Raw genomic sequence first — 25,704 nt, 5'->3', positions numbered from 1 at the left:
AACTGCTCAGGCTGCGCCCAACGCGGCCTGAGTTTCCTTGCTCCAGCCCAGATACAAGGTGTCGCCCTGCTGTATCAGCGGTCGTTTCATGAGTGCAGGGTGTTCCTTTAGGAGTGTCAAGGCGGGCCTGCCGCGCGCTTCTTCATCCAAGGAGCGCCACGTGGTGGACCGTGTGTTCACCAGTTGATCCCCAAAGGTCTCGTGTGCCCGCGCCAATACGCTATCCGGAACGCCATCACTGCGCACATCTACCAACACAGCACCCGGCAAGGCTTTCATAGCTTTCCGGCAAGTATCGCAATTTTTCAAACCATAAAGTTGCATAGTTTTTCCTCTTTTTTCGCTGTGGTTAACGTAGTTTTAAGCAGTTTACACCTGATACTGCTTGATTTTTTCATGAGAAGCCCAATCTGATAAAGCAAGGTCAAACTTGGGGTAATGCGCAAGTGCAGCCGAAAACTGGAAGTTCACGCCGCTTTTATCAAAGGCGGTGTAAAGAGACAAAGGAGGCACGGAAAAGATGCCAACTGGCACCGTGAAATGGTTTAACACCACCAAGGGTTATGGGTTCATCGCCCCCGAAGGTGGCGGCTCGGATGTGTTTGTGCACATCTCTGCTGTAGAACGGTCAGGCCTGACGGGTCTGGCGGACGATCAGAAAGTCGACTTCGAACTTACGGAGGGGCGAGACGGACGTCAGATGGCGAGCGATCTGAAACTGCTCTGATCCGTAGAAAATTTTACAGCGCTTGGGCCAAGATGTCTGGCCCGGGCTGTCGCTTTGTTCCGCTTGCTGTTTTATCCATATGACGGTGACGCGTGACAGACGCGCCCTGAAACGAACCATCCAAAACCGGCTCGGTTTGGTCGCAATAGTGGCGCATAGTTAGTATCCGTTCCACAGTTGATAGGTGCGAATGGTTTGGTATGAACTCCGATCGTGACCAGCATTCGGAGCGCAAGTTGCCCGGCAACCGCAGGCGTCGGCAACATACCTGTATACACCGGCGCGCTTAGAGCTGATTTCGCCAAACGACACCCTGCTGAACCGATCGCACCGCGCAGGAAGCTACATCAACCTCAGATACTCATGCACAGAACAGGCAGGCGCCTGCCCGCGCAGCGGACGCGTGTCGATTGCCTTCCAAACCGCTACGTCAAAATTTGGGAAAAACGTATCGGCATCAGGGACGTCGATCTGCACTTCAGAAATCAGCAAGCGATGTGCCAATGGCAGCATTTCCTGGTAAATTGCCGCTCCACCGATACCATAAATTCGCTGATGCCCGTGCTCTATCGCAAGCTCAATGGCAACCTTTACACTGGGTGCAACCACTTCGGCGATATCCGAATTCGATGAAACCACGACGTTAAAACGTCTGGGCAGAGGCTTCACCGGGAGGCTCTCCCAAGTGTTGCGCCCCATTATCAGCGCGCCGCCCAAGGTTTCGCGCTGAAAGAACTTAAGATCCTCAGGGACATTCCATGGGATTGTCCCGTCACGTCCGATCGCGCCGTTTTCTGCACGGGCCACAATGAGAGTAATCACTGCTCAGACCGCCACAGGTGCCCGGATCGCCGGGTCAGGGTCATAGCCGATCACTTCAAAATCTTCGTAGCGGAAGTCAAAAATGGAACTCACCTCACGATTTATACGCAGTGTCGGCAAGGGTTTGGGCGTGCGCGTCAGTTGCAAATTCACCTGATCCATGTGGTTGTTGTAAATATGCGCATCCCCCAGCGTGTGCACGAAATCACCCGGTTCATAGCCGGTGACATGCGCCAACATCACAAGCAGCATCGAGTATGATGCGATGTTGAAAGGCACCCCAAGGAACATGTCTGCGGAACGTTGATATAGCTGCAGATGCATGCGACCGTTCAGCACGCGCACCTGCCAAAGCGCGTGGCACGGCGGCAGCGCCATGCGCGGCACATCAGCCGGGTTCCAGGCGGACACGATCAGACGACGGCTATCGGGACTGGATTTGATTGTGTCAATCAGATTGGCTACCTGATCAACTCCCCGACCAATGTGCAAAGGCTCATCATCTTTTACGTCCCCTGTCTGCGCGCCCGCAGAGAACGCCCGCCACTGGTGGCCATAGACCGGCCCGAGGTCGCCGTTTTCATCGGCCCATTCGTCCCAAATCTTTACACCGTTTTCCTGCAGGTAACGGATGTTTGTGTCACCGGACAGAAACCAGAGCAGTTCATGAAAGATAGAGCGGAGGTGCAACTTCTTGGTCGTGACCAGTGGAAAGCCGTCCGAGAGACGGTAGCGCATTTGCATCCCGAAGTAAGAGGTCGTGCCGGTGCCCGTACGATCCGTTGATTCTTCTCCGAACTCCAGAATGGTGCGTAGTGCGTCGTGATACTGCTGCAAATCATTCCCCATCATTCGATCTTGTTGCATTGAGCCGACAAGTTGCGGCTTGCATCTTGGTTTACAAGAAACAGGTCACGCGGTGTCCAGACTTTTGATTTACGCCGTGGGCGTGCGAATTGAAATACCTTGTTGGAATTCCTTTCGTAGAACACGAGGACCGGGTGCGCCGCTTTTGTAACGTCTATGATTCCAACTGACCCTACGAGACGGCGCGATGACCGGGACACACGCAATCTGCTCTGGCCTCAGATGTGTAAATCGACCTCTGGAAGACATCTCGACACTCTTCGCAGGCACGACCTTTGTAAATTTCCGCAGACCTCCAACCCGCGCGTTCACGTCTGCGGGATGGTGCTGGCGTCCAAAGCTGGGCATGTTAGGCTGCACTTGTAACCTCACAAAACGGAAACCCTGATGACATTAAAATATTTGCACACCATGGTCCGCGTAAAGGATCTGGATAAATCCATCGCTTTTTACGAACTGTTGGGCCTAAAGCAAACGCGGCGTATGGACAGCGACAGCGGTCGCTTCAGCCTTGTGTTCATGGCGCCTCCCGGTCAGGAAGAGTGTCCCGTTGAACTGACCTATAATTGGGACGGTGACGAAGGCCTGCCCAGCGACAGCCGCCACTTTGGACACCTCGCCTACCGGGTGGGCAACATCTATGAGGTGTGCCAGCATTTGATGGACAATGGCGTGACAATCAATCGCCCCCCGCGCGATGGTCACATGGCCTTTGTGCGCTCACCTGACAACATTTCAATCGAAATCCTGCAGGAAGGCGACCACCTTGCCCCGGCTGAGCCATGGGCAAGCATGGAAAACACGGGGCATTGGTAAGAGCAGCCACTCTTGCCGGGCTCATGCTGTTATCTGCGCCAGCCGCTCTGGCGCAGAATTGCCGCTTGGCGCTGGTCCTTGCGATGGATGTGTCCAGCTCCGTTGACGCCGCAGAAGACACCCTGCAAAGAGGCGGTCTGGTCGCAGCGCTTACCGCCCCAGAGGTTCAGGCCGCCTTTTTTGCGACAGATCAATATGTTGCGCTTGCTGCTTTCGAATGGTCCGGGCGCTACAATCAGGAAATTCTGTTGGACTGGACGCTCATCGACAGCCCGGCAAAGCTGCTTGGCGCAGCGCAAACGATTGCAAATAGCACGCGCAGCCACAATGATTTTCCCACCGCAATGGGATACGCCTTGGGGTACGGTGCGGGCATGTTGGAGCGGGCGCCTTCCTGTTTGTATCAAACACTCGATATGGCAGGAGATGGTCAGAACAATGAGGGGTTCAGCCCGGCTCAGGCTTATGCGGCGTTTCCCTTTGACGGCGTTACAGTGAACGGATTGGTCGTCAACGGCGCCGATTTTGAAGCGGAAACAGGCTTGATCGCCTTCTACAAAGGGCAGGTCATGCGCGGTCCCGCTGCTTTCGTGGAGATTGCGCAGGGTTTTGAAGACTATGAACGGGCGATGCGTCGCAAGCTGGAGCGCGAATTGACGCCGCCCGTTATCGGCTCAACATCGTCGCCCCATTCCCCCCGGGGTTAGCGATGCGGCGCATTTTATTTTTCATCCTATGTGCACATTTCGTGTCGCCCACTGTCGCCTTTGCAAACTGTCGTCAGGCACTTGCGATTGGTCTGGACGTTTCCGGATCGGTTGATTTGCGGGAATACAGATTGCAGATCGATGGCCTCGTGGCAGCCCTTAATCACCCGGAAGTCACCAAAATTTTATTGGCGATGCCCTCTGCACCGGTTTCCCTTTTGGTCTATGAATGGAGCGGCCCGGATGACCAAGAGCTGCTTGTTGGCTGGACACCGATCACAGGGCAAGACGCATTGCAAAATGTCAGCAAAACTTTGGCACAAACGCAACGGCGCGAGGCAACCCCCGGCACGGCACTTGGGACCGCCATGCAGATCGGCGCGGATTATCTGGACCAAATGGCGTCCTGCTGGAAACGTACGCTAGATTTATCCGGAGACGGGAAATCCAATCTGGGTCCGCGGCCACGGCATGTAAGAGAGACCCTCATGTCCAGCGAAATTACAATCAATGCCCTTGTGATCGGATCAGACGCGCCAGCGGCCACAGATCGCAGATATGTCGAAATTGGGGAGTTATCCGCTTATTTCGCCGCAGAAGTCATCATGGGCGCGGACTCCTTTGTACAAACAGCGCTGGGGTTTGAGGACTACGCCAACGCGATGACGCAAAAATTGAAGCGCGAACTTGCAGGAATTGCCGTGAGCGCGCTTCAATAATTATCAGTAGATGTAGCGGATCTGGTCCGTCCAATACCGCTCCATCCGCTTGAGAGACCGCGTGATGTCATCAATACCTTCGGGGCCCAATACACCCTTTTGCTCCAAGCCTTCGGCATGGCGTGAAAACAGCACAGTAACCACGTCACGGATTTTGCGGCCCTTTTCAGTCAGCTTCACGCGCACCGAGCGACGGTCAATTTCGCAGCGCTGATGGTGCATGTAGCCCATTTCAACAAGCTTTTTCAAATTATAGCTCACGTTGCTGCCCTGATAGTATCCCCGGCTCTTTAGTTCGCCTGCTGTTACCTCGTTTTCACCGATGTTGAACAGCAGCAGCGCTTGTACGGCGTTGATCTCAAGCACCCCGACACGTTCGAATTCATCTTTGATGACATCGAGTAAAAGGCGGTGCAATCGCTCAACCAGCGACAGCGCCTCCAGATAGGCGATCATAAAGCCCTGGTTCTGACCGGGTTGATCTGCTTCGGACTTAATTGGATCAAGAATACTCATACACGCGCTCCGACATTGCTGATTTGTTCAGAAATTGCGCCGGAAAGCCCAATATTTCGTTAAAAATTAGTTTTGTGATCGTTAAAACTGTATAACATATTGAAAAACAATGCCTCTTTTGATTTTTTATTGCATTGCAAGGGCTTTGAGGCCCCTTCGCCCGCTGTTTGAGTTATCAGCACCCCTGCATCATTTTGGGCAGCCACAAGACTTAGACGCGTGTAATTACACCCGTCGGGGCGAAAACAAACAGTTTATGCACTGGAATGATCGCGCAGAACCCGTCGGAGAATCTTGCCAGATGCAGATTTGGGGATTGCATCAACAACACTCAGCCTTTGCACTTGCTTGAAGGGGGCCAGACGTTCCGCGAGATGGGCTTGAACCTCTTCCAATGACAGCGTGTTGCTGTCTTCAGCGACCACAATGAAGGCCGCGGGCAACTCCCCTGCTTCGTCATCTGGCACGCCGATGACTGCGGCATCAAGGATCGCGGGATGCGAGACCAATGCAGCCTCCAGTTCAGCCGGTGCCACCTGAAAGCCCTTGTATTTAATGAGTTCCTTGAGGCGGTCCGTGATGTAAACGAAGGAATCGGAATCGATTCTGGCGATGTCACCTGTCCTGAGCCATCCATTTTCGGCGATTGTCTCTTTTGTGGCCCGAGGATTGTTCAGATAGCCCGCCATGACCTGCGGCCCACGCACCCAAAGCTCTCCATCCTGTCCAGGTGCTACATCTTTGAGGGTTTCTGTGTCGACGATCCTGCACTCGGTATTTGGCAACGCAGCACCCGACGACCCGTCCTTGCCTTTACCAAAGGGCGACGCGTGACTGGCCGGAGACAGTTCGGTCATGCCATAGGCTTGCGTCGTGTGCGTGCCCAGTCGCTGGCTGATGGCCTCGGCCACGTCCGATCCCAAGGGGGCAGCTGCAGAATTGACCTGCTCGAGACAGGACAGGTCATACTTGTCGACTATGGGATGTTTGGCCAAGGCCAATGCCACTGGCGGAACAATCCAGAGTTTCGGTGTTTGATGCGTTTCGATCAAACTCAGAAAAAGCTCAAGATCAAAGCGCGGCATGGTCACCAGACAGCCACCAGCCGCAATGTACACATTCTGAAGAACCTGCAGGCCATAAATGTGAAAAAACGGCAAGAAGGCAATGGTCGTCTCGCGCGCGCCCGAAAGGCCGGTTACCGCCAAAACCTGATCTACATTCACAACGAGGTTCTGATGGGTGAGCATGACGCCTTTGGGCAGACCAGTGGTGCCCGAAGAATAGGGCAACACCACCACATGGGTCGTCACATCTACAGGGATTTGTGCGGTCATCGGCGGCCCCATCAGTTCATGAAGGGGAAGCATTCCCGCAGGGGCCTCATCAATGATGACGATGTCGTTGATGCGCGTACCCTTGATGGCCTCTTTGGCGATATCGGCAAACATCGCGATAGTAATCAGGACCTCGGCGCCGGCATCTTCAAGCTGATGTTTGACCTCGGGTGCGGTATAGGTCGGGTTGATTGTTGTGATCGTCCCCCCGGCCCAAGCGGACGCATGAAAAATGACGCAGAACTCTGGTATGTTCGGCGCCATCAACGCAATGGTTTTTCCAGCCCCCCACCCTCGCGCCGTCAAACCGCCCGCCAGAGATTTCACGTCATGAATGAATTGAGCCCCGGTTCGTTTCCGCCCCGTCGGTCCGTCAATCAGAACGGTCATCTTGGGGTCAATATTTTCAAATACGCGTTGCGTAATAGTGTCTTGGGTTAATGCGACATCGGGAAACGTGCTTTTGTAAATTGTCATTGTTTGATCCTCAGCCTTCCAAGAGCTTTTGACGTGGTCTCAAGTCTTTTGTGGGAAATTACACCTTAGCCAGGGTGTATGGGGTTTGGGTATAATGCTGCTATTACTCATTTTATGCTTGAACACTATGTTACACCGGGCACCTTGCAATCAAGCGCCGAATGGGGCGCGGGTGATTGGTGGCATGTGATCCAGCCTTTGCTGAAGCCGTGATTGATTTCTTGGAAATTGATCGCTTCCTGAAACGGCAGCCACCACAGCCTTTTGCTAAATATGTTGTCGAGGTGGCGTCTGCGCCCAAGCTGATTGGCCAGTATGTCCGTTGTCATTCAACAATGGGATGTCGCAGCAACTTGATCAGTTCTCTTTCTCCATGGCCTTCATCTCACTGAACATTGACGCATCGACGCCGCCGAGCTTCGCCCGACACTTACAGCAACACGCTTTGCTCCGCCCCTGTTCAAGGACAAGCTCAGCCACCGGCACCCTGCGAACCGTCACAAGCTGTGCCGCTTGGCGCTTTTTTGACGGACCCTCCGGTCCGCCGCGCGCAACCACAACGACAACCCGACGTTGACCAATGAAATATATCACGCGAGACCGCGCCGCCGCCGCAGTTCGGCTTCGAGCCTAAAGAAGAAAACTTGATTTCTCGCTGCAGGTGAACAGTTTGCTACGCCGCGCGGCCGTCGAAAAAGCCACCTATTCTGGTGCATTGGCTACTGCGTCGCAGCAGGCTTATTTGGTTTTTGGTCAACGAAGCGTTCAGGCTGCCCAGATAGGGTTTGCACTTCAATCAGTTTTTCGAAGACTTCCGTCATGACCGGGTCAAAGCCGAACACAAAAAACGTGCCCCGGGTCGGCCACGACCAAGTCAAACGCCGATCACGGTGCCAGTGTTCTGCGAAGTAAGAAGCTCAACCGCAAGACAGTCATACGCATCCGTTTGAATCGAAATATCTGCCGCCATGTTCATCAGGTGCACACTCTACAAACAAAGGGGCAGGTTTCCCTGCCCCCGGAGTTGAACGTTGCCTGATCCGTACGACGCTGAACCGGCCAGACGCGTTTCAAGGTGCTTAGAAGCCCAGCACCAACGACAGGCCCAGTGTGTTGTCGGTCGATTTACGGCCACCCGCAGGGTCGGTATTGTACTCTGTTCGATAGCTAACACGGGTTGACAGGGTATCGGTCACTTTGAAGTTGATGCCAGCGTCATTGGTGAGAACTGTGTTGACATCAGACCCAAGGACATCGGTATCGAGGGTGAACGATACTTGCTCATTAAAGCCGTAGTAGTACCGCGACGACGCGATGAAGCCGATTTCAGTATCGGATTCATCAGTGATGTCACTGAAGTACCGAACACCTGGACCTGCCTGCACACGCCAGGTGTGGTTTTGGTCGTTCAGCACCCGGTACCCCGGGCCGAAGCCGATGAAAGCGTCCTGTTGGTCGCCGTCCAGCACGTTGCCGTCGTCATCCACAGACACGCCGTCAAACTCGTAGCGGGCAAGGCCAAACGCGTAGAATTCGTCAGTGAAGTAGCGGTTGCCTTCGTAAGTACCAAAGAATTTCTCTTCGTTCTTTGTGCCGTTGGCTTCGCCATATTCGACCGCAAATCCGATCAGGTGGTTCCACGAGCCAATGCCGTAGGTCAGACGACCTGCAGCCGAGAGCTCACCGGTGTCCGTGTTGCCATTGGCGGCCGATCCTGTCAGTGCAAATGATCCGCGCCAGCCCTGCGGCACGTTATTCGGGCCAAAACGACCATCGTCGCTGCCATCTTCCAGATTGTCCTGCGCGTCTTCGGCGATGTCATCGATACGATCATCCAGATCATCGATACCGACCAAACCAGACTGTGCAAATACAGGAGACGCAACCAACAATGCGATCGCGGAAACCGAAGCCAGTTTCAAAAGTGTGTTCATGGGTCATTCCTTTCCCAACAAGGTGACCCGCCCTCATTGAGGAACGGGAGCATCTCTGCTGAGATCGGATATAGAGAACGGTTTGTCTTGAGTGAAATTCGAAATAATCGGGTATGAGACGAGTATTATTTACTTGTAATAGGTGAATGATCTTCAGCATCGAAATTTTTCATTACCTCAAGCTGATCAACCACGGATTTCTGTTCATCTTCAGCACTTTGCACCACTTGCGCCAGAGTCGTGCGCATCAGCTCCGTCAGATCGTCATCCAAGTCATCCCGAAATACGACCCAGGATGGATAGGGAAAGCGTGGCGCGTCCGCAACAATGTGCAGTCTTCCTGCATCCAAATGACGCTTTACAGACCGCGCGGGCAGGAAAGCAGCTGCCTTCCTGTTGACGACATAATCCGCTGCCAGCGCACCAAGCGCCATGGACCGCCCAGAATCTGTCAGATGCGGCAAGGCGATGGTCAGAGCATGGGTGAATTCAGGCCCCCAATCCACAGAGACGAATTCCTTCTTCATATCCACGGTGGCGTCAGGATAGGAGGCCACCAAGATCAGCTCATCATCCAGCGCATGCTCTACGATCAACCCCGGGCGCAATTGCGGTGTATAAAGAAGCGCAGCTTGCACCACGCCTTCGATCAAAAAGCGCGTTATCCTATCTGTCATGCCTAGTTCAGCATGCACGCTGAGTTCGGGCATCTGCGCCTGCATTGCGTCCAGCCAGCGAAAACCCAGCCGGGGCCACAGCGAATATTGCGCGCCGATAGACAAGGCACGGCTGTAGCCTTCCGGAATGGCGATCTGCTGGCGGGCCTCTTCCCAGATCTTGAGCAGGCTGAGCGCGTATCGTTCAAACTGTTTGCCCTCGGACGTCAACACGGCACCCGCCTTGGAGCGGATAAAAAGGGGATGGCCCAAGCTGTCTTCGAGCCGCTGGATCCGCAGACTCACGGCCGATTGCGTTACGAACAGACGGTCGCAGGCGGCGACGAAAGAGCCGGTGTTGGCGACTTCGATGAAGGTCTTGATGAGGGTGATGTCCATATTAATCCATGAGCTTTACGCGTTTCATATACAATTCTTATTCGTTTTTCTTGTCTGATGGAATGTCCTAAATCTTCGCTCGTGGAAGTTGATGTGGCCGAGACTGCATTTCGCAGATGGCCAACCGGGACGAGCGTCCCAACGCGCATCATCGCGGGATCAGCTTCCACGCTGGCTAAAACCCATTTGTTGGGAAAAGGAGACTGAAAATGAAACTGTTCACGACACGCAAGGCACTTGTGGTAACTCTTTTGGCCGCATCGCTCAACATCGCGGCCTGTTCCACCGACCAAGTCATTGATAACTCGGTCGGTGTCGCCGCCGGAACAACAAAGGTTGTCGCAAAAGGCGCGGTTGGTGCTGGAAAACTGGCCGTGAAAGGCGTCAGGAAAGTGGCTGGTTCCGACGGATGATCAGGCACTAACGTTCAGCTGAGACCGGGTGACCGGCGCGAAGGTCGCGCCGGTCTTTGTATTTTAATCGCGAGCGGTCCATTTCAGGCTGGTTTTGTCTCAGGCGGATCGTTTAATTTTTCCATGTGGACAGGCCGTGCGTAAATTGGACTGGCCAAGATGTGGTGGACGTGCCCGCGGTCAAACCCAAGGGCATTTCAACGCGAGGGAAGTACAGGCCGACTATTCCCGGGGAACGCGCTGAATCGGAATGTGCGCGATGCTCCCGCCGCTGATGTTATTGCAACCGCTTTCGCCTCGAATGCGTTTCATTGGTGCAAAACAGTGAGTGGCGCTGGGTTAAACCATGCACCGGCTAGGCTAGCGCATCGGGCGCATGACATCTGCAAAGTAGCCACGGAATGACTTGTCACAGTCCGTTTCCTGCGCCACGTCTACTCGATTGGATTTCTTAAGCAGAAGACCGAGAAAACAAACCCACACCCAATTGCAAAAGTCAAGTATTGCAAGCACCCGAAACCGACAGCACTTGGGATGCCTCCGCGGACTCTGCCATGGAGGTTTTTTCTTTGGGTGCAGAAACCTGCCACATTTTTGGTACAGTCAGATCTTTCTCAAAATGTCTTTCAAAACGACTTTTTCGAGCATCATAGTTGGGGCGGCTTCAACGTGATGACAGATGTTTTTCAATCGTTGGAACGACGCACTGTCCAAGACGTCAGTGCGAGATCATCCATGGTCTCTTCGTTGGGAAAGACTTTGCGCCATTGGCGTGATGCAGGGTCTTTGATGGGCGCGCCTTGCCAGACGTGCAACAAGAGCATCCCGGCCCATGACTGGATCTCTTCGGGCTGTCAGCGCTGCGTTCATTTGTTTCATGTGCGCGACGTGTGCTACCTTCCAAAACAGCAAGCCGCGGTGCGTTCAACAAGACCCGGGGTGCGCTGGTTGAGCATTCCGGGCAGTCACAGGGCGCTTTGAACCGTTCCAGAGACGCAAATGCGGTAAAGGGACCGCAGTCCTCGCAATAATAGTCGTATAGAGGCATATCCTGCTCCTTTTTTGGTTGGCAACCGGACGGCTCGAAAACCGCCCGGTGTTTTTTCAAAGATCTGGCGCAATCGGCATATCAACGGAGCCATCAAGATACTTCTTTGGACCATCCGCGTTGGGCATCATGTCCCACTCGAAGATATCGTTCGGCAACCAAAGCGTGGCACAGGCGTTGGGAATATCGACAACGCCAGAAATGTGCCCCTGCACCGGTGCAGTCCCCAGAATTGAGTAAGCCTGCGCCCCGGTGTAGCCAAATTTTTTCAGGTATTCTATCGCGTTAAGGCAAGCCTGCCGGTAGGCGATATGAACATCAAGGTAGTGCTGCTCGCCGCTCTCATCGACAGAAATCCCCTCAAAAATCAAGAAATCATCGTATTGAGGCTTGATCGGGGATGGTTTGAAGATCGGATTCTTGACCCCATACTTCGCCATACCGCTCTTGATGACCTCAACCTTGAGGTGCAGCCAACCGGCCATTTCGATCGCACCGCAGAAAGTGATCTCACCATCACCCTGGCTGAAATGCAGATCGCCCATCGACAGGCCCGCGCCGTCCACATAGACCGGAAAGTAGATTTTGCAGCCCCGGCTCAAATCCTTGATGTCGCAGTTGCCGCCATGTTCGCGCGGGGGCACGGTGCGGGCGGCTTCCATGGCGGCCTTGTCGCGGGCCTCGCCCTGCATGGCACCCATATGCGCGCTTTGTGTGTTGGGCAGGGCGGCCAGCGGCGGCACACGCTCGGGATCCGTGTTAAAGAGCTTGGTCTCGCGGCTGTTCCACATGTCGAGCATCTTGCGATCCGGCAAGCACCCGATCAGGCCGGGGTGGATGAGCCCCGCGTATTTCACGCCGGGCACATGGCGGGATTTGGTGAACATGCCGTCGAAATCCCAGATCGATTTCTGCGCCGATGGGAAATGATCGGTCAGAAAACCACCGCCATTGTTCTTGGAAAAGAAGCCGTTGAAGCCCCAGTTCATTTCTTCCTTGGCGCCGATGTCCAGAATTTCGACGACCAGCAGATCGCCGGGTTCCGCCCCTTTCACGCCAATGGGTCCCGAGAGGTAATGCACCTGTTCAAGCTCTACATCACGCACATCGGAGGCGTCATCGTCGTTCTTGATCTGCCCGCCGGTCCAGTCATAGGTCTCGATCTTAAAGTCGTCGCCCTGCTCGACCCAGATGTTGATGGGGATGTCGGGATGCCAGCGGTTGTGGATGTTCTCGTTCGTGTGTGGGCTTTCGCTCAGATCCACAGAAATCAATGTGTCTGCCATGGGTTAGGTCCTCTCCTTCTTAGTTTCTTGACGTCAAACAGATAGAAATTTCGATACGCGGTCGGCGTCGATGCCATCGCGGGGGCTGTCATGCACAAAATTCCCGTTTTCGATCACGATCACCCGGTCGGCCACATCCAGCGCAAAGCTCAAAACCTGTTCTGACACGACAATCGTCAGGTTTTTCTCGTCTCGGATACGGCGCAGGGTGCGGGCCATTTCGCGGATGATCGACGGCTGAATGCCTTCGGTCGGCTCATCAAGCAAAAGCACCTTCGGCGCGCTTGCCAGAGCGCGTGCGATGGCCAGCTGCTGTTGCTGCCCGCCAGAAAGATTGCCCCCCCGGCGCGACTTCATTTCCAACAGCACCGGAAAGAGTTCGTATATGTCCTCGGGGATATCCTTGGCGCCGGTCGTCGTGAGCCCGGTTTCGATGTTTTCGCGCACGGTCATGGACGAAAAGATCATCCGACCCTGCGGCACATAAGCAAGGCCTGCGGCCACGCGCTGGTGCGGTTTCATGCCATAAACGGAGGTCTTGCCCACCCGCGCGTCGCCGTCCCTTTCGGGCAGGATCCCCATGAGCGTTTTCATCAGCGTGGTCTTGCCCATGCCGTTGCGCCCCATGATGGCGACAATCTCGGCCGGTTTCACGTCCAGATCCAGACCATGCAACACTTCGGATTCGCCATAAGCCGCGCGGAGATTCTTGATCGAAAGCATAGGCGCTCCTTTTCAGTGGCCGAGGTAAACTTCGATGACTTTTGGATCGTTTTGCACGCGCTCCATCGAGCCCTCAGACAGGGTCTTGCCCTGATGCAACACGGTCACCCTTGTGGCGATATCGGCGACAAAGCCCATGTCGTGCTCGATCACGATCACCGACCGGTCCTTGACAATCGTGTTGAGTAGTTCTGCTGTCTTTTTGCGCTCGGCCACGGACATGCCCGCAACAGGTTCATCAAGCATCAGAAGTTCGGGATCCTGGATCAGCAACATGCCAATCTCCAGCCATTGCTTTTGCCCATGACTGAGATACGCGGCTTTTTCATCAAGCAAAGTCTCAAGGAAAATCGTCTCAGCGATTTCCTTGATCAGGGACCTTACCGTGTTGCTGCGCCGAAACGTCAGGGCGCCAAAGACGCTGTAGCCATGCGGGTAGGACAATTCCAGGTTTTCGAAAACCGTGAGGTCTTCGTAGACGGAAGGCGTCTGGAACTTGCGACCGACACCGGCATGCACGATCTGATCCTCGCGCATGGTCAGAAGTTCCTTACCCTTGAAGTTGACGGATCCATTTGTCGCCTTGGTCCGCCCGCAGATGAGGTCGAGCACGGTTGTCTTGCCGGCCCCATTTGGTCCGATGATGACGCGGCATTCATTGGGCTCAACGTAAAAGCTGAGGTCATCGACCGCCTTGAACCCATCAAAAGAAACGGTCAGCCCTTCGACGGAGAGGACGAAATTGGGGTTCTGGTCCAACATGGGTCTGTCTCCTATTCCGCCGCTGCGCGGGTGGCGTCGTCAGGTTTGCTGGCAGCGTTGCCCGGTCTTGCCAAAAGCTTGTTGATGCGCGGGGCGACATGGTCGGCGTAGAGCCCGGCCAGCCCGTTGGGAAAGAGCATCACGACCGCGATGAACAGACCGCCAAGACCAAACAGCCACAATTCCGGAAAGCTTTCGGACAATGACGTCTTTGCCCAGTTCACCAGCAGTGCGCCATAAACCGCGCCGATAATGGACAGCCGCCCGCCCACAGCACAGAAGATCACCATCTCGATGGAGGGCACGATGCCCACAAGGGTCGGTGACATGAAACCGACCTGAAGCGTGAACATCGCCCCGCCGATTCCGGCAAATGCGGCACCGAGGCAGAAGATAAAGATTTTAAAACTCGCGACGTCGTAACCTGAAAAGCGCACCCGGTCTTCCTGATCCCGCATTGCGATGAGCAGCCGCCCCAGTTTCGATTTGCGCACAAATTGCGCGATGAACAGGCAGATGAAGAGCAACACGCCATTTACATAGTAAAGCGTCTCTTTTGCAGCCTCGGTCCGGATGTCCCATCCTTGCAACGTGCGCAGGTCGGTAATCCCGTTGACGCCGCCCGTGAAGCCCTGTTGACCAATGATAAGGATCGTCAGGATCGCGGCGAAAGCCTGTGTGATGATCGCAAAATAGACCCCTCCCACGCGCCTGCGGAACATTGCCATGCCAATGATGAAGGCGAAAATCACCGGAACCGCGACAACAGCGAAGAGGGCGAAGGCCAGATTGGCGAACGGTTCCCACCACCATGGCAAGGCACTGAGCTGGTTCCAATCCATGAAATCAGGGATGCCAGGCGTGGATTGGATGGCCGTGTTTTCAGGCGTTGAGGCTTCGAGCTTGAGAAACATCGCCATGCAGTATCCGCCCAGCCCGAAGAAGACGCCCTGCCCGAGGCTGAGGATGCCCCCTGCCCCCCAACACAGCACCAGACCGACGGCAACGAAAGCGTAGGTGAGGTATTTGCCGAACAGGTTCAGCCGGAAGCCGTCCAATGCCAACGGCAGAACAATGAAGATGATCCCGGCAAGGATGGCAAAGCCAACGATGTCTTGCCGGGTGAAAAGGCGGTTGGAAGCGATGCTCATCTTTCCGGCTCCTTATTTACGCAGCTTGAGAGTGAACAGACCCTGAGGACGGATCATCAGGATGCCGACGACGATCAGCAGCGTCAGCACTTTGGCCATTGAGCCGGAGAGGAAGAATTCCATGATCGACTGTGCCTGGCTGATCGAAAAGGCGCTGGCGATAGTACCGAGCAGGCTGCCTGCGCCGCCAAAGACCACGACAAGGAAAGTATCCACGATGTAGAGTTGCCCCGCCGTGGGTCCGGTCGATCCGATCATCGTAAACGCCGAACCGGCCACGCCCGCGACCCCGCAGCCGATGCCGAAGGTCAACCGATCGGTCCAGGCGGTGTTGATCCCGACCGCATCGGCCATCACGCGGTTCTGGCTGATCGCACGCACCTGCAAACCCCATGATGAGCGAAACATCAGATAATAGACGGCCAGCGAGATCGTGACCGCCAACACCATGACAAAAATACCATTGATCGGTATTTCGACCAGATCGGTCAGCGGCAGCGATCCCATCATCCAATCCGGGATGCTCACCCCGACTTCACGCGCGCCGAAAACGCTGCGATAAAGCTGCTGCAAGATCAGGCTCAAACCCCAGGTGGCGAGCAACGTGTCAAGCGGGCGTTTGTAAAGATGCCGGATCATCGCCCATTCAACGAACAGACCCAATAAGCCGGACGCGAAGAATGCAATGATCATTGCGATAAAGAAATACATGCTGAAAAGGCCAGGCAGATAGGCCTCAAACAGATTTGACGTCAGATAGGTCATGTAAGCGCCGAGGATCATGAACTCGCCATGCGCCATGTTGATCACGCCCATTTGGCCAAAAATGATGGCCAGACCCAAGGCCATCAGCACGAAGACCGAGAACAGAATAAGGCCGGCAAAGCCCTGCATGGCGAAAATCGCGCCTAGTTCGCTCATTGAGTAGTCGGCAAACATTCTGTGCCTCCGTGTCATGTTGGGTGAGAAAAGCGGGAGGCGTATCCTCGCAATACGCCTCCCCCTGCAGTGCTTACTGGTAGCCTTCCGGGAACGGATCCGGCTCCACCAACTCCGCAGTCTCAAACACCACTTCATATTGCCCATCCGCCTGCGCACGGCCCACGCGGGTCTTGGACCACAGATGGTGATTTTCGTGTATTTTCACGTATCCCTCAGGCGCGGTTGTCATCTCGATGCCCGGGCTGGCCTCGCGCACTTTATCCACATCAAAGGACCCGGCCTTCTCAACCGCAGCCTTCCACAGCCATGGACCAAGATATGCCGCCTGCGTCACGTCACCGATCACGATGTCCTCGCCCCACATGTCTTTGAAGGCCTTGACGAATGCGAGGTTGTTTTCGTTCTGAAGGCTCTGGAAATACTTCATGCAGGCATAGGTGCCTTCGATGTTTTCGCCGCCGATGCCGCGGATTTCATCCTCGGTCACGGAGATAGTCAGCACCATCGGGCTTTCGCCTGCCGGATCGATCCCCGCAGCTTTCAACTGCTTGTAGAAGGCGACATTGGAGCCCCCTACGACGATGGCATAGATCACATCGGGCTTACGCAGACGGATCTTGTTGATGACGGAATTGAACTGGGTATGGCCCAGCGGATAGTATTCCTCGCCCACAACCTTGGAATCCGGCAGGAAGTTTTCGATGTGCTTGCGCGCGATCTTGTTGGAGGTGCGCGGCCAGATGTAATCGGACCCCAACAGGTAGAACGATTTGGCCCCTTTAGTCTCAGAGACCCAATCAAGGCCCGCGATGATCTGCTGGGTGGCTTCCTGACCCGTGTAGATCACGTTGGGCGACTGTTCGAGACCTTCATAAAAGGTGGGGTAATAGAGGAACCCGTTGTGCTGCTCAAAGACAGGCAGAACCGCCTTGCGGCTGGCGGATGTCCAGCACCCCATGACCGAGGCGACCTTGTCATTCACCAGCAATTTGCGCGCTTTCTCGGCGAATGTGGGCCAGTCAGACGCGCCGTCTTCCTGAATGTATTCGATTTTGCGGCCAAGAATGCCGCCTTGGGCGTTGATCTGTTCGATGGCCAGTTTTTCGGCCTGAACGGAACCTGTCTCCGAAATTGCCATTGTACCGGTGACCGAATGCAGAATGCCGATCGTAACGGTGTCATCAGTCACGGCGAGGCCGGTTGTATTGACCTGTGCTGTTGGAAAATCAGCAGCGTGCAGGCTCTTGGGCAAAAACAGTGACGCCGTCATCGCGGCGGTACCGGCCATAAAAGCACGGCGGCTCGCGCCGGTCATTTTTGCGGGTAACTTCTTGTCAGACATGGACAATCCTTTCGGTTGATTGCGGTAGATGTGCAGAATCTGTGCAGGTTGCCCTAATCATCTGTTAATCATTGCCTGCCGCGAATACGTCGATTGACGTATGCCACTGCGCGTAACTACGCTGTATCAATGCTCCAGCAATGGATGTGACGGGAAATGGAGGGCCCGCTGAGCTGACGTCTTCAGCCAATCATCCTTTTCAGGGTTAAGGCTGTGGGACTGGGGATGCAGATGGCGACGACGTATCGCGCGACAAAGGAAAAGCGGCAGTACAATCGTTGGGTAGCCAACGAGACCAAGGAAGACTTTGCCTTGCGCTTTACGGCCCACCGGGCCCGGCGCTGGTCTTGCGCACGCGTGGCCAATACCGCCATTGGCTCGATATCTTTCCTTGCGCTTGAGGCGATCGGTGCTGCGATCACGCTCTCTTACGGGTTTGATATCGCTGTGACTGCGATCATGCTGGTGGGGGCGGTTCTGTTTCTCACAGCGCTGCCCATCAGCTACTATGGTGCGCGCTACGGTGTGGATATCGACCTGCTGACACGGGGAGCAGGATTTGGCTACATCGGCTCGACAATCACCTCACTGATCTATGCCACCTTCACCTTCATCTTTTTCGCTCTTGAGGCCGCAATCCTTGCGCTGGCCTTGGAATACAGCCTCGGGATTCCATTGGTCATCGGCTACTTGATCAGCGCGGTGGTTGTTATCCCGCTTGTCGTGAATGGCTTCTCCAAGATTTCCTCTTTTCAAGCCTGGACACAGCCGCTCTGGGTTTTGCTGCACATCACGCCCTTCGTCATTCTGGGCGTTGTGGGGTACGATATCCAAAGCTGGTCCAGCTTTGAAGGCAACGCGGCACAAACCGGTGAGAGCAGCAGCAAGCTGATCATGTTAGGCGCAGCCTCTGGCGTCATCTTCTCTCTGATCGCGCAGGTCGGTGAACAGGTCGACTACCTGAGGTTTCTGCCCGTGCCACACACGCCATCAGAAAAGCGCCGCTGGTGGGCGTCGCTTTTGATGGCGGGACCGGGATGGTCCATTCTGGGCATGCTCAAGATGCTCGCCGGGTCCTATCTGGTGGTGATTGCAATCGCGAACGGAGTTCCCGAAGCGCTGGCCACCGACCCGACGCGCATGTACGAAACCGTTTTTGACATGGCGCTGGAGCAGCCCTGGGCGGTTCTGCTGCTCACCAGCAGCTTTGTCATTCTCAGTCAGCTCAAAATCAACGTGACCAACGCCTATGCGGGCTCAATCGCTTGGTCGAACTTCTTTTCCCGACTGACCCACGCACATCCTGGCCGCGTGGTCTGGCTGGTGTTCAATGTCGGCATTGCCCTGATGCTGATGGAACTGGGCGTTTTTGGTGCCTTGGAGGCCACATTGGCGCTTTATTCGCATGTTGCGTTGGCGTGGATCGGTGCGTTGGTTGCTGATCTGGTCATAAACAAACCACTTGGCCTCAGTCCCCCGGGCATCGAGTTTCGCCGCGCGCACCTTTACGATTTCAACCCTGTCGGCATCGGTTCCATGGCGACGGCATGTCTGTTCTCCCTACTCGCCTTTGGCGGTGCGTTTGGTGCGATGATGGAGGCCCTCTCCAGTTTTATCGCACTGGGTACGTCGTTTCTACTGGCCCCTGTGATCGCATGGGCGACGGGTGGGCGTTACTATATCGCCAGAGCCGCACCGGCAGATGTGGCCGGGAAATGTATCATGTGTGATTACAGCTTTGATCCGCCCGACATGACCCATTGTCCTTTTCATGCCGGTCCGATCTGCTCGCTTTGCTGCACGCTGGACAGCGCTTGCAGAGACAGCTGCAAACCACACGCCCGTCTGGATAACGTCACGCGGGGCGTGCTGACGCGGAACTTGCCCCTATCGGTAGCGCAAGCGCTGATGTCGCGCATGTCACGGTTTATCCTCATCACAGCTTTCATCGGTTTGGGCTTTGGAGGACTATTACTTTTTGTACGCGATCTGCGCTATGCAGAGAACTTTGACGCGATCCTCTGGGTTGTTTTTACGATGGTTGTCATTGTCAGCGGCATCACGGTCTGGATGTATCTGTTGGTTTCCGAAAGCCAGCGGCAGGCGCGTAAAGAGGCTGAAAAACAGACGGAACGGCTGCTTTTTGAGGTACGGGCGCACGAACGCACGGACTTGGAACTGCAACAGGCAAAGGAAAAGGCGGAAGCCGCAAATCTTGCTAAAACGCGCTATATGACTGGGCTCAGCCATGAACTGCGAACACCGCTTAATTCCATTTACGGGTTTGCACAAATCCTTGAACGCGACGAAGACATGCCTGCCCGCAGGCGCAATTCGATCATAACCATTCGGCGCAGCAGCGAACATTTGGCTGGCCTAATTGAAGGGCTGCTCGATATATCAAGGATCGAGGCCGGGCGCTTGAAAATCAGCCGGGACCGTATAAATCTGCGGGTATTCTTACAACAGGTCAGTTCGATTTTCGAGGAAGCAGCGCGTGAAAAGAACCTCCGGTTTAGGATGGAGACAAGCAGAGTCCTCCCGGTGTGGATCACATTTGATGAAAAGCGCCTGCGTCAGATCATCATCAACCTGTTGTCGAACGCTATCCGCTACACAGACAACGGCGAGGTTTCAATGCGGATCAAATATCGCAATGAAGTGGCTGTTATAGAAGTCAGCGATACCGGATGCGGCATCCGTGAAGAGGATCGCGCGCGGATCTGGGAGCCGTTCGAGCGTGGAAGCGGGACGCAGGCGCAGGGGTCGGGTCTCGGTTTGACCATCACCAAGTTACTGGTAGAGATATTGGGTGGCGACATCGAATTGGAAAGCACTGAAGGAAAAGGCAGCCTTTTCCGGGTCCGCGTGATGTTGCCTGCAGTGCCGGCAGATGCGCGCGACAACCTGTCTGGAACGGTCGTTGAAACTGAGCCGGTGTCCGTTTCGCGGGTTTTGGGCGCACGCAAGACCCTGCTTGTCGTGGATGATGATCTCAACCACCTGAATCTGCTGGACAGCTATCTTGCGCCCTTGGGATTTGCGGTTCTCACTGCGCCAAGTGCAGAGCACGCGCAGGCGATGCTAAAGGATATCACACCTGATCTGTTTGTACTGGATATCGATCTGCCGGGTCTGGATGGGTATTCGCTGGCGGAAAAACTACGACAGGGTGCGCATCGTTCCTCCCCGATCATTATGATCTCCGGACACGCGATGGATACACAGGCTCCCGCGTCTCAGGTGCCACTATGCGACGCATTCATCACAAAACCTTACAATCTTGACGATCTTCTTTTGCGCATTGCCGAAATTCTGCGCCTTGAACTTTCGTACAAGGAAACCGCGGATCTCAAAGTTAAGCCCAAAGCTCCGTTTTCCGAAGCAGAGCGTACCGAACTGATTGAACTTGCGCGCAACGGGATGGCCCGGGCGTTGACAGATCGCATCGGTGAGCTGGCCAAAAAAGGCAGCCTGCGGGGTTCCATGCTGGTGCGGCTCAACAAGATGGCCTCGGTTTTCGATCTGCCGGGCATTGCTGATATTCTCGAGGAGATGGTCGATGCCGACCGTTGACAGCAAGGACCGTCACATCGCGCTGGTCGTGGACGACAGTCCGGAAACCTTGAGCATGATCAGCGCGGCGCTGGAAGAAAACGGCATCAGTGCCGTTGTGGCCACCAATGGTCGCACGGCCCTAGATCTGGCGCAACGTATCCTCCCCGACGTCATTCTGCTGGATGCCATGATGCCGGGCATTGACGGTTTTGAGACCTGTTCCTTGCTGAAAGCAGACGAGCGTCTGGCCTATGCACCAGTGATCTTTATGACCGGTCTGACCGAACCGGAGCATATCGTTCGTGGTCTTCAGGTCGGAGGTGTCGACTATGTCATGAAGCCCGCGGTCATCGACGAATTGATAGCCCGGATCACCACCCACATCATAAATGCAAAAGCGATACAGAGTGCGCGGCAAGCGCTGGATACGTCAGGGCGCTCCGTTATCGCGGTATCCTCAGAGGGCGCGCTGCTCTGGGGAAGTCCAAAAGCGCTTCGTTTTCTTGGGGAAACCATGAAATGTGATGAAACGGCCCTTGCGGGAAACCAGCGGTTTTTGCGCTGGCTGTCTTCAAGTTCTCAATTGCCTGCCTCAAAAGCGAGCAGCTTTGCCTTTGAAACCTTTGTCCTCGATTATATTGGCACGTCGCCTTCTGGTGAGAATTTGCTGAAAACCAATCAAAAACGGGACGCTCATCCTTACCAGCAACTTGAAGAGGTATTCGGCCTGACCCCAAGGGAAGCGGAGGTGCTTTACTGGCTGTCTCTTGGCAAACCCAATCGGGATATTGCGCAAATCCTCTCTCTGAGCAGCAGAACAATCAACAAGCATCTTGAACAGGTATTTCAGAAAATGGGCGTGGATAACCGCACCGCGGCAGCGGTGGCTGCAGACCGTGTAATGCATCAGGTGTGACGCAACCTTGCCCTCAAGCTCTGGGTGATGTTGCTTCCGGTTTCGGGGGGCCTCTGGGTCTGCGGTCGTGCCCGCTGCCCACTCTGAAAGCATGAATTATACGGAACCAATTTCCGCTGGTAGCATCGGCTTGGTTCGTGCAGCATCGTCGACGACACTTTGATTTGTGTCGATCAGAAAATCCATGAAGTAGGCAAAGAAAGCGGGTCATTTGCGTGTAGCTCCAATCGACGTGGGGTCTGGTCTCGCACCATCTGAAACAGAGAGGCACATGAATCCAGAAACCCGCCCTACCGGGCAGGCGAGCCATGCGAATACTTATCGCGCGCGCCGAGACAACCGCTCTGCCAGCCGCTGAAGTCCAGTCCGTTTGGGAAAAACCTGGATAAGGGTGCGGAACGCAATCATTCGCTGCAAGCCAGATTTTTTTAAGCCAAATCTCGAAAGCGGACTCGTATTGAAGGCTGCCAAGGGCAGTCTGATCAAACGGAATCACCTAATTCGTGCCGCGCGCCCCATTGCTCTAGGGGCGGTCAAGGTGAAGGAGAACTCCATCCAATTCTATGACTGACCGGTAAGGGCTTTTGGCCTGATCAACTCATCGCAGATTGTTGAAACGGGAAGCAGCACTTTGATGCTGCACCGATTATCGATTGACGTAAGGGAGTTTCTCGCCTCTTATTAAAGTATTATTTTCATTGGTGTATTCCCGTATGAAGAGAATTTTTGCGCTGGCGGCGATGTCATTGCTTTTGTCTGCCGATCTCGCAAAAGCACAATCCTTCTTTGCCGATTTTGCTGCCGACCCGGCAACGGGTGTTGACAAAGGTTCAACATCACGGCTTCGGAAGGTGGAAGAAAATACCGGTTATTTGACATTCACCTCAAACGGCGCTGAAGAACTCGGGCCTTACAATGCTGCTGTTGGTATGTCCCTTCCTGACTTTGCGGCGGCGGGTGATCAATTCGACGCGGTGCTGTTCATAAGCGGTCTGTCGGAGAATGACGAAATTGAACTTGCCGCGCTCGGTCTGGGTTACCGCCTTCAAGTGCCGGATACCGGCGTTACTCTTTTTGCTTCCGCTGATCATGGCGAATACCGTCTTGGGTCCAGCGAGGGCCTCGCGCTGGACATCAGAGGGGAGCAAACGAATTTTGCCATCGGCGCGAGGCGGCTTGCCGCATCGGAAAACAGCAGGGTTTTGGCGAGCCTCGAGTTTGCTCTACGTGACAGTTCGGCCGAAGCACTCGGCAGGACAGTTGTGGAGGAAGACTTGCGACTGGTCCGGGCGGCGCTGCAACGCGACACCGGGCAGCTATTTAGGTTCAGGACGCGGCTGGCAATTTCCGCAACCAAAGGGTTGGGCGGGTTTGGTGCATCGGCAGAGAACAGTCTGCTTGGATCAGCACCGGGGTCTACCGCTAACTTTCTGCGTATCGCCTTCAGTGCTGAAGCTTCAGTGCCGGTTTCACGACGGGTATTGGTCAATGCCGGCATCGTTGGCCAATGGACGGAGGACAGTCTACCGATCTCGCAGCGCTGCGGGTATGGCACCAACACCTATGCGCGTGGTTTCGACCAGAGTTTCGTCAATGGAGACCGCTGCCTGGGTAGTCGGGTCGAGCTTGCCTACAACTTCAAACTTCCATCTTTGGAGGCAAAACGGCTGGACTTGCGGCAGGGATTTTTCGGGATCGACGGGGGCTGGACCGAAGACCTTGGCAACGCGGTTCTGACGGGGAACACCGATAACTGGTCAAGTGCTTCTATCGGGTACAGGACCGCTATTGGTGATTATCTGGGCGAACTGTCCGTCACCCATATTCTGGACGAACCGGTTGGCGCAATTGAGCAGGATGCGACCCGGGTATGGTTCCGACTTGCACTCAGGTTCTGAAATCCGTTCTGGCTGAGCCGACGGCGGCGGCTGATCTTGACCCTGCCTTAAGAACAAGGCGCAGGATCGACACCAGCATCAATGCCATGATGCCGGAAAAGGGCACCGCGCCCACGATCATGATGTCACGCACCGAAGCCACCCCCCCGACAGCCATGACAGCGCCCGTGATGCCCGCGATAACGAGCGCCCATATCATCGAATGCAACGGTGTTTCCGATACAGTGGCGCCTGACGCCCCTATTGATTTGATCGCGATGATGGCAGCCGATGTAGACGCCACGATGAGAATGAGAAAAAGGAACACGATCACCCCTTTCATGATCGTTGCCCACGCCGGGTCCAAGACCAAGTCAACTGTCTGGTAAATTCGAAAGGCGTGGGCTGCGTTCACGATTTTTCCTTGTGCGATCCCGTCGGCCTCAAGCAGCAGCGCGGACCCCCCAAGGGTTGAGAACCAGATAAAACACATAACTGTTGGCATAATCACCGCGCCAAGGATGAATTCACGCACAGTACGCCCGCGCGATATCCGCGCCAGAAAGAGCCCCACAAAGGGCGCAAAGGCAATCCACCACGCCCAGTAAAAGATCGTCCAATCTGCCTGCCACTGTGCTTGCTCAGCTCCGTTTGGGCCGCTTGACGGCCCGTATACAGTGAAAACCTCGGATGGCAGGCGGCGCAGATAGGTCAGACCGGCATCCGCAAACCCGCCCATCAGTCGCCCAACCGGCCCCGTCAAAAGAAACACGAGCAAGACACCAAAGGCGACGAGGAGCCCGAGATTGGAAATCCATTTCACGCCGCGATCAACGCCGGACAGGATTGATGTCGTTACGATAGACAAGGCGACAAGCATGGCCGTGAGAAGAGCGACAAGGGGCGGATCACCGGCGAAATCTGCGAAAAAGGTGCTGCCGGTCAAAACGGATAATCCCGAACATATCTGTTCCAGACCCAGAACAATTGTGGTCGTGATACCGGCGATGATGGCGAGGATGGACAGGATGTCGACCACATTCCCAAGCCAACCTTCCAAGCGCGCCCCAAACAGTGGCACAAGGGCGGACCGCATCGTCATCGGTTGGTCATTGCCATGACAATTGAGGCCAAGCGAAAGGGCGACAATCGCATAGCAACTCCAAGCGGACACCCCCCAATGCAGATAGGTAAAGCGCATCGCCGAAGTGATCGTCCCGCTGCCCGTTTCACCAGCCAGAATATCAGGGTTGATGACAGAATGAGCCACGGGTTCGCTGACCGAAAAGACGAGGATGCCGATCCCGATCCCGGCGCAGACCATCATCGAAAGCCACGACTGCGTGCTGTATTCGGGCACGTCGCTGGGTTTGCCCAGTTTCAGAACGCCCGATACCGGCAAAACCACCAGAACGGCACAGGCGATAACGAACACACCAAGCAGGTTGATGTACCATGCCGCAAAGATCGTGAGTGTCAGTGCCTTGAGTGCCTGCAACTGCGTGGCGGCGGCGGTTGGGCTGGCGATAAGTGCCAAGACCAGAAGCGTCACAATGACCTTTGAAATCAAAGAGACCGTTGGGTTGAAGCCTTTATAGAACCCTTTTTGAACGGTGCGAATTTCGAGTCTGTCCGTGATTGGGGAGTTTGCCACAGGTTACGCCTCCGATTGCCCTGACACGCAGGATCGAAGCGCATTGTTGTAGAAT

The 25,704-nt window shown here is 55.0% G+C and carries 23 protein-coding genes and 2 pseudogenes; 8 read left to right on the top strand and 17 right to left on the bottom strand.

Features of this window, described 5'->3' with window-relative positions; genetic code table 11:
* Nucleotides 1-6: 6 nt before the first annotated feature.
* Nucleotides 7-324, bottom strand: coding sequence for an ArsC/Spx/MgsR family protein (locus tag K5Q35_RS19875; RefSeq protein ID WP_013960924.1), 318 nt, complete (start codon nt 322-324; stop codon nt 7-9).
* A 196-nt stretch (nt 325-520) separates the two neighbouring features.
* Here K5Q35_RS19875 and K5Q35_RS19870 point away from each other — a divergent pair, with 196 nt between their 5' ends.
* The gene (locus K5Q35_RS19870; protein WP_011568104.1) at nt 521-727 is read left to right on the top strand and encodes a cold-shock protein; all 207 of its coding nucleotides are present in this window, start codon (nt 521-523) and stop codon (nt 725-727) included.
* A gap of 342 nt (nt 728-1,069) precedes the next feature.
* On the opposite strand, the gene K5Q35_RS19865 is transcribed toward K5Q35_RS19870, so the two are convergent.
* Together K5Q35_RS19865 and K5Q35_RS19860 are read right to left on the bottom strand one after the other, a co-directional pair.
* Nucleotides 1,070-1,549, bottom strand: a complete 480-nt coding sequence (locus K5Q35_RS19865; protein ID WP_220801095.1) for a dihydrofolate reductase — start codon at nt 1,547-1,549, stop codon at nt 1,070-1,072.
* A 3-nt stretch (nt 1,550-1,552) separates the two neighbouring features.
* A complete protein-coding gene (locus tag K5Q35_RS19860) occupies nt 1,553-2,386 on the bottom strand; it encodes a thymidylate synthase (protein WP_308443356.1) in 834 nt (277 codons plus the stop codon).
* A gap of 417 nt (nt 2,387-2,803) precedes the next feature.
* On the opposite strand from K5Q35_RS19860, the gene K5Q35_RS19855 reads away from it, so the two are divergent.
* The 3 genes from K5Q35_RS19855 to K5Q35_RS19845 are packed head-to-tail and all read left to right on the top strand — an operon-like array spanning nt 2,804 to nt 4,658.
* Complete coding sequence (locus K5Q35_RS19855) at nt 2,804-3,232, top strand: VOC family protein (protein ID WP_013960919.1); 429 nt, start codon at nt 2,804-2,806, stop codon at nt 3,230-3,232.
* The gene (locus tag K5Q35_RS19850; protein WP_259650610.1) at nt 3,199-3,939 is read left to right on the top strand and encodes a DUF1194 domain-containing protein; all 741 of its coding nucleotides are present in this window, start codon (nt 3,199-3,201) and stop codon (nt 3,937-3,939) included. The genes K5Q35_RS19855 and K5Q35_RS19850 overlap by 34 nt, the downstream gene beginning before the upstream one ends.
* Nucleotides 3,940-3,941: 2 nt before the next feature.
* Entirely contained in the window at nt 3,942-4,658 is a 717-nt protein-coding gene (locus tag K5Q35_RS19845) for a DUF1194 domain-containing protein (protein WP_220801093.1), read from the top strand.
* A 3-nt stretch (nt 4,659-4,661) separates the two neighbouring features.
* Here K5Q35_RS19845 and K5Q35_RS19840 read toward each other — a convergent pair whose 3' ends face one another.
* The 5 genes and pseudogenes from K5Q35_RS19840 to K5Q35_RS19825 all read right to left on the bottom strand — a co-directional run bounded on the left by K5Q35_RS19840 (nt 4,662) and on the right by K5Q35_RS19825 (nt 9,977).
* Nucleotides 4,662-5,174, bottom strand: a complete 513-nt coding sequence (locus K5Q35_RS19840; RefSeq protein WP_013960916.1) for a MarR family winged helix-turn-helix transcriptional regulator — start codon at nt 5,172-5,174, stop codon at nt 4,662-4,664.
* 254 nt (nt 5,175-5,428) lie between these two features.
* Nucleotides 5,429-6,988: an AMP-binding protein gene (locus K5Q35_RS19835; protein WP_220801092.1), complete on the bottom strand. Its 1,560-nt coding sequence runs from the start codon at nt 6,986-6,988 to the stop codon at nt 5,429-5,431.
* 360 nt (nt 6,989-7,348) lie between these two features.
* A pseudogene (locus K5Q35_RS22975) lies at nt 7,349-7,474 on the bottom strand (IS3 family transposase); the annotation flags it as partial.
* A gap of 593 nt (nt 7,475-8,067) precedes the next feature.
* Nucleotides 8,068-8,922 carry a YdiY family protein gene (locus K5Q35_RS19830; protein ID WP_220801091.1) on the bottom strand — a complete coding sequence of 285 codons (855 nt, stop codon included), beginning with the start codon at nt 8,920-8,922 and terminating at the stop codon, nt 8,068-8,070.
* A 125-nt stretch (nt 8,923-9,047) separates the two neighbouring features.
* Complete coding sequence (locus K5Q35_RS19825; RefSeq protein WP_220801090.1) at nt 9,048-9,977, bottom strand: LysR family transcriptional regulator; 930 nt, start codon at nt 9,975-9,977, stop codon at nt 9,048-9,050.
* A 209-nt stretch (nt 9,978-10,186) separates the two neighbouring features.
* On the opposite strand from K5Q35_RS19825, the gene K5Q35_RS19820 reads away from it, so the two are divergent.
* Entirely contained in the window at nt 10,187-10,390 is a 204-nt protein-coding gene (locus K5Q35_RS19820) for a hypothetical protein (RefSeq protein WP_220801089.1), read from the top strand.
* Nucleotides 10,391-11,076: 686 nt separating this feature from the next.
* Here the strand turns inward: K5Q35_RS19820 and K5Q35_RS22755 are convergent.
* The 8 genes and pseudogenes from K5Q35_RS22755 to urtA form a co-directional block, all read right to left on the bottom strand.
* Nucleotides 11,077-11,214, bottom strand: coding sequence for a hypothetical protein (locus tag K5Q35_RS22755; protein ID WP_259650611.1), 138 nt, complete (start codon nt 11,212-11,214; stop codon nt 11,077-11,079).
* 95 nt (nt 11,215-11,309) lie between these two features.
* Nucleotides 11,310-11,438 (bottom strand): annotated as a pseudogene (locus K5Q35_RS22750) (FmdB family zinc ribbon protein); the annotation flags it as partial.
* Between the two features lie 56 nt (nt 11,439-11,494).
* Entirely contained in the window at nt 11,495-12,724 is a 1,230-nt protein-coding gene (fmdA, locus tag K5Q35_RS19810) for a formamidase (protein WP_013960909.1), read from the bottom strand.
* 33 nt (nt 12,725-12,757) lie between these two features.
* Complete coding sequence (gene urtE / locus K5Q35_RS19805; protein ID WP_013960908.1) at nt 12,758-13,447, bottom strand: urea ABC transporter ATP-binding subunit UrtE; 690 nt, start codon at nt 13,445-13,447, stop codon at nt 12,758-12,760.
* A gap of 12 nt (nt 13,448-13,459) precedes the next feature.
* Nucleotides 13,460-14,209: an urea ABC transporter ATP-binding protein UrtD gene (urtD, locus tag K5Q35_RS19800; RefSeq protein WP_013960907.1), complete on the bottom strand. Its 750-nt coding sequence runs from the start codon at nt 14,207-14,209 to the stop codon at nt 13,460-13,462.
* 11 nt (nt 14,210-14,220) lie between these two features.
* Nucleotides 14,221-15,360 carry an urea ABC transporter permease subunit UrtC gene (gene urtC / locus K5Q35_RS19795; protein ID WP_220801087.1) on the bottom strand — a complete coding sequence of 380 codons (1,140 nt, stop codon included), beginning with the start codon at nt 15,358-15,360 and terminating at the stop codon, nt 14,221-14,223.
* Between the two features lie 12 nt (nt 15,361-15,372).
* Nucleotides 15,373-16,299 carry an urea ABC transporter permease subunit UrtB gene (gene urtB, locus K5Q35_RS19790; protein WP_013960905.1) on the bottom strand — a complete coding sequence of 309 codons (927 nt, stop codon included), beginning with the start codon at nt 16,297-16,299 and terminating at the stop codon, nt 15,373-15,375.
* Between the two features lie 73 nt (nt 16,300-16,372).
* Nucleotides 16,373-17,644, bottom strand: a complete 1,272-nt coding sequence (gene urtA, locus K5Q35_RS19785) for an urea ABC transporter substrate-binding protein (protein ID WP_013960904.1) — start codon at nt 17,642-17,644, stop codon at nt 16,373-16,375.
* Between the two features lie 231 nt (nt 17,645-17,875).
* Between urtA and K5Q35_RS19780 the strand changes: the two genes are divergently transcribed.
* The 3 genes from K5Q35_RS19780 (at nt 17,876) to K5Q35_RS19770 (ending at nt 24,016) form a co-directional block, all read left to right on the top strand.
* Nucleotides 17,876-21,220, top strand: a complete 3,345-nt coding sequence (locus K5Q35_RS19780; RefSeq protein WP_259650609.1) for an ATP-binding protein — start codon at nt 17,876-17,878, stop codon at nt 21,218-21,220.
* Nucleotides 21,207-22,118: a DNA-binding response regulator gene (locus tag K5Q35_RS19775; RefSeq protein WP_013960902.1), complete on the top strand. Its 912-nt coding sequence runs from the start codon at nt 21,207-21,209 to the stop codon at nt 22,116-22,118. The genes K5Q35_RS19780 and K5Q35_RS19775 overlap by 14 nt, the downstream gene beginning before the upstream one ends.
* A 713-nt stretch (nt 22,119-22,831) precedes the next feature.
* Entirely contained in the window at nt 22,832-24,016 is a 1,185-nt protein-coding gene (locus K5Q35_RS19770) for a ShlB/FhaC/HecB family hemolysin secretion/activation protein (protein WP_220801086.1), read from the top strand.
* On the opposite strand, the gene K5Q35_RS19765 is transcribed toward K5Q35_RS19770, so the two are convergent.
* A complete protein-coding gene (locus K5Q35_RS19765) occupies nt 24,006-25,649 on the bottom strand; it encodes a BCCT family transporter (protein WP_220801085.1) in 1,644 nt (547 codons plus the stop codon). The two genes, K5Q35_RS19770 and K5Q35_RS19765, sit on opposite strands and share 11 nt — an antisense overlap.
* Nucleotides 25,650-25,704: the final 55 nt, after the last annotated feature.

This window comes from Roseobacter sp. OBYS 0001, assembly GCF_019654895.1.
In the GTDB taxonomy this organism is placed as follows: Bacteria; Pseudomonadota; Alphaproteobacteria; order Rhodobacterales; family Rhodobacteraceae; genus Roseobacter; species Roseobacter litoralis.
Note: the sequence above shows the minus strand (reverse complement) of the source record. Positions and strands in the feature narration are given on the sequence as shown.

What these genes read in the sequence shown, in the direction of transcription:
- K5Q35_RS22755 (WP_259650611.1), bottom strand. Translation starts at nt 11,214, where the DNA reads ATGCTCTTGTTGCACGTCTGGCAAGGCGCGCCCATCAAAGACCCTGCA.
- K5Q35_RS19780 (WP_259650609.1), top strand. Translation starts at nt 17,876, where the DNA reads ATGGCGACGACGTATCGCGCGACAAAGGAAAAGCGGCAGTACAATCGT.
- K5Q35_RS19825 (WP_220801090.1), bottom strand. Translation starts at nt 9,977, where the DNA reads ATGGACATCACCCTCATCAAGACCTTCATCGAAGTCGCCAACACCGGC.
- K5Q35_RS19875 (WP_013960924.1), bottom strand. Translation starts at nt 324, where the DNA reads ATGCAACTTTATGGTTTGAAAAATTGCGATACTTGCCGGAAAGCTATG.
- K5Q35_RS19870 (WP_011568104.1), top strand. Translation starts at nt 521, where the DNA reads ATGCCAACTGGCACCGTGAAATGGTTTAACACCACCAAGGGTTATGGG.
- K5Q35_RS19770 (WP_220801086.1), top strand. Translation starts at nt 22,832, where the DNA reads ATGAAGAGAATTTTTGCGCTGGCGGCGATGTCATTGCTTTTGTCTGCC.
- K5Q35_RS19835 (WP_220801092.1), bottom strand. Translation starts at nt 6,988, where the DNA reads ATGACAATTTACAAAAGCACGTTTCCCGATGTCGCATTAACCCAAGAC.
- urtE (WP_013960908.1), bottom strand. Translation starts at nt 13,447, where the DNA reads ATGCTTTCGATCAAGAATCTCCGCGCGGCTTATGGCGAATCCGAAGTG.
- urtA (WP_013960904.1), bottom strand. Translation starts at nt 17,644, where the DNA reads ATGTCTGACAAGAAGTTACCCGCAAAAATGACCGGCGCGAGCCGCCGT.
- K5Q35_RS19840 (WP_013960916.1), bottom strand. Translation starts at nt 5,174, where the DNA reads ATGAGTATTCTTGATCCAATTAAGTCCGAAGCAGATCAACCCGGTCAG.
- K5Q35_RS19830 (WP_220801091.1), bottom strand. Translation starts at nt 8,922, where the DNA reads ATGAACACACTTTTGAAACTGGCTTCGGTTTCCGCGATCGCATTGTTG.
- K5Q35_RS19850 (WP_259650610.1), top strand. Translation starts at nt 3,199, where the DNA reads ATGGGCAAGCATGGAAAACACGGGGCATTGGTAAGAGCAGCCACTCTT.
- K5Q35_RS19845 (WP_220801093.1), top strand. Translation starts at nt 3,942, where the DNA reads ATGCGGCGCATTTTATTTTTCATCCTATGTGCACATTTCGTGTCGCCC.
- K5Q35_RS19775 (WP_013960902.1), top strand. Translation starts at nt 21,207, where the DNA reads ATGCCGACCGTTGACAGCAAGGACCGTCACATCGCGCTGGTCGTGGAC.
- fmdA (WP_013960909.1), bottom strand. Translation starts at nt 12,724, where the DNA reads ATGGCAGACACATTGATTTCTGTGGATCTGAGCGAAAGCCCACACACG.
- K5Q35_RS19820 (WP_220801089.1), top strand. Translation starts at nt 10,187, where the DNA reads ATGAAACTGTTCACGACACGCAAGGCACTTGTGGTAACTCTTTTGGCC.
- urtD (WP_013960907.1), bottom strand. Translation starts at nt 14,209, where the DNA reads ATGTTGGACCAGAACCCCAATTTCGTCCTCTCCGTCGAAGGGCTGACC.
- K5Q35_RS19855 (WP_013960919.1), top strand. Translation starts at nt 2,804, where the DNA reads ATGACATTAAAATATTTGCACACCATGGTCCGCGTAAAGGATCTGGAT.
- urtB (WP_013960905.1), bottom strand. Translation starts at nt 16,299, where the DNA reads ATGTTTGCCGACTACTCAATGAGCGAACTAGGCGCGATTTTCGCCATG.
- urtC (WP_220801087.1), bottom strand. Translation starts at nt 15,360, where the DNA reads ATGAGCATCGCTTCCAACCGCCTTTTCACCCGGCAAGACATCGTTGGC.